Consider the following 4847-nt stretch of genomic DNA (forward strand, 5'->3'; position numbering starts at 1 on the left):
TATCAAATAAAGGAAGTGAGAATAAATGGAACAACCGCTATTTTTATTAGTTCTTCAATTCATTGCATTCATATTAATCATTTGTATCGTATATGGAATGTTGTACAATACCGTATTAAATTTAAATATGCCTAAATGGACTGCACATATAGTAGCTACGGTCTTTTCCCTTGGTATTACCTATCAAGCTTTTATAAATTTTATTTGAAAAACTTTTGTAGCAATTACTTCTATTGTTGATGCAGTAAAGCTTTTAGAAAAAGCAGGATTGCAATTTGAGAGGGTTATTTCAAGATCAGAAAACGTAACCATTTTTTATAAAGTCTTTCCAGCGCAAAATAGTGAAGAAGTTAGTTCCGCTGAAAGTGTGTTTGCATAAAAAGAAATGAATTTAATTGATGCTACAAAAACTTTATTTTAATTCTGGTTCTATTGTTTGGAATCGTTCTAGGGTACCATTTGTGTGGACTTTAAAAATTTTCATTTGCGCACCAAAATGTTGCGTTAAGTAAAATGTATCACCAGTTATTAAATTTCCAATCTTCCAATCAGGTTGATATGTACTTTCCATGGAACTTTCTAAATCCCCAATCATTATTAAATTGATATATAATGAAGATGAACTGCTCAACATTTTCGTTAAAGATAGTCTATCAACCTCTAACTACCTAATGAACTCAAGTAAACACATCTTCAGTCATTTTAAGAGGTACAAAAGGCACCCTTTCGGGTGATTTTTGTATAAAAATTCTATTTTTTTATATTCGATACCAACCACGAACCTTTTTAAAATAATAGTATCATTATGTCTCCTTTTTAGAGATTATTTTTAATTACCTTGAATTTTTTGCACCAGAACTGGAAAATCCCTGACTACTCGAAAGATCAACTATCAAGTGCTAATATTCAATAACGCGTACTGAAAATGATTAAACATTTTTATAAACCAGTGGAGCATTTAAGAAATCAATTTTTCTCTTATCGAAATTTAATTAGCTTACAGTAATACAGTGGTCATATATTTTTAAGAATAACGGAAGAATATATAGAAATTGCTACAGAAATGTGAAGTTTAATTAATTTAGGAGGAACAAACTTGTTTAATCAGCTTGTAAAAGTTATACCGAATTTATTTACGATTGGAAATTTATTGTGCGGTGTTTTCTCAATCACCTTGAATATGAGTGAATATTTAGGAGCAGCCTCCATTCTCATTTTCTTTTCAGCTGTTTTAGATTTTCTTGATGGAAGAATTGCAAGAAAATTAAAAGTGAACAGTGAGTTTGGCGTAGAATTGGATTCCTTAGCTGATATTGTTAGTTTCGGCGTCGCTCCTGCGCTTTTATTTCATACGATAGCAACACCTTCTATTTTAACTTCTTTGGCATTTATCCTATTCCCAACAATGGGTGCTTTAAGATTAGCTAAATTTAGTATTAAACCAACTATTGGATATTTTAAGGGATTACCTATTCCAGCTGCAGGATTATCATTGGCTGGTATGGCATTGTTTTCATATAGTAATGCATGGATTACTTTAATCCTCGCCCTCTTAATGGTAAGTCCCATTAGGTTTAAAAAATTTTAATGAAGGTCACGCCCAACGCCATTAAGGAGCATTTTAAATGGATTTAACGCGTCAATAAGTATAAAAAAGCGGGACAATAATATTAAATTAGGTGCCCTTCGAAAAATTAAAACCTTGTATTTATGGCTATTGGGTTAATCCATCGATATGTTATTCTGAAACGTCAGTCCACTTTTAACAGGAGCTCCCTTTATCAAGAGAGCTCCTGTTCTTATTTCTTCTTCTTTTCTGTCGGTTGGCTTTGTTTAGCAAAATTAGATGAATCATCAAAATTCGGTTGCTTTTTACCAGCATTATTACTTCTACCTTTTCCCATATGTAATGCACCTCCCCTCCCCCTTACTATTCCCAATAAAAAAATTCTCTTGCATCCAAGAGAATTTTAAATTGGGTTCTTATTGATAATACCTAAGTACTTCCAACACTGCCATTCCATAAAAGATGGATCCAATGTTAAATTATTTAATGCTAAAACAAATATTACATTTTCATATTTAACTGGATAATCAATTAATAATCCTAATGTATTTCCTGAATCTGCGACAATTATGATTCCCTTTTCTAACACGTCATCTATAACTTCTTTTAATTATTCTTACCTAGCATATAATATTTTCCTACACATTGAGATTGCATGTTGTATAAGGAAGCCCTTCTTCTTTCCATGCAAGAAATCCTCCCTTTAAATTCACTACTTCCTTTATACCAGCTCTTTGTAAAATACTAGCTGCTATAGCGGAACGTAATCCGGTTCGACATTGCAAAACTATTGGAAAATCTTTCGGTATATAATCTAGTTGTTCAAATAGATTACCTAAAGTGATATGTATTGCATCATGAAGGTGTCCTTCCTCCCACTCTTTTTTACTACGCACATCGATAACCTTAACGCTTCCACCTTTTATATGCGGATATAATTCAATCGATGTTTTTTCTTTGTAACTTTCAAATCTATCAAGTCTTTGTATTACTTTTAAGGGTGCAAAAGCAATAATATTATCTAACCCAATAGATTCAAATTCTCTAATAACTGCCTCTACTTTAACTTTTTCCTCATCTAGAATTATTAAAGTTTCTTTTTTATAATCTAATAACCATCCACACCAAGTTGTGAAAGAATTGTTATAAGGTATGTTAATTGACTTCTCGATATGACCTGCAGCAAAACTCTCTACATCCCTTATATCAACTATTTGATAAACGCTCTTCAAAATTTCTTGAAGTTCTTCTACTGTATTAATAGCAGTACTTTTTCTCTTCTTACGAATTGGCGGACCATACTTATTTAAATTCTTCATTAATGAAAAATACTTTGGAGGCTCTGGCTGTCCCGTCAATAAAGTCGATATAAAATCACTTTCTTCATTACACCGAAATGCCCAATTGAACATCTTTTCATAACCTAATGTAGAAGTTGGAATTGCTCCTAATGCTTTTCCACATGCGCTTCCCGCACCATGTGATGGCCATATTTGCAAATAATCAGGAAGTATTTTTATTTTTTGTATAGAATCAAATAATTGTTTCGCTCCTATTTTTGCAGTATCTTTAATACCGACTGCAGTTTCTAATAAATCCGGTCTTCCTATATCTCCTACAAATATAAAATCACCTGTGAATATTCCTATCGGTTTATCATTCGTATAATTATTTTGACTTGTATCAGTTACTAAAAAAGAAATACTTTCAGGCGTATGCCCTGGGGTGTGAATTACATTAAATTTTATATGACCTACTTTAAACTCTGTGCCCTCTCTAACCAATTTGTATCGACCTTCGTTAAGATATTGATATTTCCAATCACAATCTCCTTCATCAGATACATATAAATTTGCATGGTAAAGATTAGAAAGTTCTCTAGACCCAGAAAGAAAATCAGCATGAATATGAGTCTCAGCCGCAGCAATTACTTCCATCCCCTCTTTCTTAGCAAATTCTATATATTGTTCTATATAGCGACTAGGATCAATAACGATTGCTACGCCTTCTTTCTGACAACCTACTAAATAGGAAGCATGTGCTAATTTTTCATCATAAAAATATTTTAAAAGCATAGCTATTCCCTCCAATTAGTTATTTCAAATTAATTTTCAATTTTTGTAACCACTTTTTATCTTCTCCTATAGAATCCCTTTCAACATTAAATTCCAATACATATATGGCAACATATATCTTTTAAGTAAAAACATACTATACCGTTCTTTCGCTTGATTAAATGGAAACGTTTCTTGAGGCTCATGTTCATAGTTAAATTCAGCAAGTATAAGACTTTTATATCCTGTAACAATCGGACATGATGTATATCCATCATATTTAGCCTGTAAATCTCTTCCGTTAAGTACGTCCATAATATTTTGTTTTAAGACAGGTATTTGCTTTCGAATTGCTGCTCCAGTTTTAGAGGTAGGTAAATTGGTACAATCTCCAAGTCCGAAAATATTCTTATACTGTACATGCTGCAAAGTATAAGGACTTATATCTACCCAGCCCTGATGATCACTTATCTCACTTTCTTTGATAAAGTTAGGTGGTCCCATTGGTGGAACAACATGTATCATACTATATGGTACTGTTTCTCTTTTCATTGTTTGCATATCTTCAAAAATTGCTTCTCTTTTTTCAGCGATAATCTCTACTAAGTTTTTATTATAGTTCGTTATAATTTGCTTTCTTTCTAGTACTTGTTCTAAAGTATTTGCATATCGCGGAACCTGAAAGATGTTACTGTTTGCAGAATAAAACATTACTTCACTTCTGTTTCTTACACCACTATTACAAAAATACTCCTCTGCTAAATACATAATTTTTTGTGGAGCACCACCGCATTTAATAGGAGTATTAGGGTGGGTAAAAAGCGCATTTCCTCCTTTAAATTTTTCGATTTCTCTCCAAGTAGAATCAACATATGTATAAGAATAATTGCTACATACCCCATTAGTCCCAATAGATTCTTTTAAGCCTTTAATACCTTCCCAATTTATTTGTATACCAGCTGCTACAATAAGAATTTCATACTCAAGCAGCAGTCCGTCATCTAACAGTATCTTATTTTCATCCGGAAATAACTTAACAACACTTTTAGGGATCCACGTTGCCCCTTTTGGAATAAGCGATTCTTGATCACGCATTGTACTTTTCTTTGAAACAATTCCTCCCCCCACTAAACTCCATAGTGGCTGAAAATAATGTTTTTTTGACGGATCAATAATCGCTATACTTTCTTTCAATAGGGGGATATTTCTTAATAAATGTGCAGTAG

The 4847-nt window shown here is 32.4% G+C and carries 6 protein-coding genes; 2 read left to right on the forward strand and 4 right to left on the reverse strand.

Annotation, left to right across the window (positions count from 1 at the left end):
* The first annotated feature begins 25 nt into the window (after positions 1–25).
* Positions 26–208, forward strand: a complete 183-nt coding sequence (locus ACQGS6_RS22965; RefSeq protein WP_000437513.1) for a hypothetical protein — start codon at positions 26–28, stop codon at positions 206–208.
* A 204-nt stretch (positions 209–412) separates the two neighbouring features.
* On the opposite strand, the gene ACQGS6_RS22970 is transcribed toward ACQGS6_RS22965, so the two are convergent.
* Positions 413–595, reverse strand: coding sequence for a DUF5065 family protein (locus ACQGS6_RS22970; protein ID WP_002000399.1), 183 nt, complete (start codon positions 593–595; stop codon positions 413–415).
* Positions 596–1096: 501 nt separating this feature from the next.
* Here ACQGS6_RS22970 and pssA point away from each other — a divergent pair.
* A complete protein-coding gene (gene pssA / locus ACQGS6_RS22975; protein WP_000483080.1) occupies positions 1097–1588 on the forward strand; it encodes a CDP-diacylglycerol--serine O-phosphatidyltransferase in 492 nt (163 codons plus the stop codon).
* A 382-nt stretch (positions 1589–1970) separates the two neighbouring features.
* Here the strand turns inward: pssA and ACQGS6_RS22980 are convergent, their stop codons facing one another.
* From ACQGS6_RS22980 to ACQGS6_RS22990, 3 genes are all read right to left on the reverse strand, one after another.
* Entirely contained in the window at positions 1971–2156 is a 186-nt protein-coding gene (locus tag ACQGS6_RS22980; protein ID WP_000890300.1) for a hypothetical protein, read from the reverse strand.
* Between the two features lie 49 nt (positions 2157–2205).
* On the reverse strand, positions 2206–3642 hold the full coding sequence (locus ACQGS6_RS22985) for an MBL fold metallo-hydrolase (RefSeq protein WP_000925322.1): 1437 nt from the start codon (positions 3640–3642) through the stop codon (positions 2206–2208).
* Positions 3643–3708: 66 nt separating this feature from the next.
* Positions 3709–4847 (reverse strand): NAD(P)/FAD-dependent oxidoreductase (locus ACQGS6_RS22990; RefSeq protein ID WP_426965658.1); only part of this gene is annotated, 1139 nt, incomplete at its 5' end.

Source organism: Bacillus sp. GMs2/2 (genome assembly GCF_050172095.1).
Lineage (GTDB): Bacteria > Bacillota > Bacilli > Bacillales > Bacillaceae_G > Bacillus_A > Bacillus_A cereus.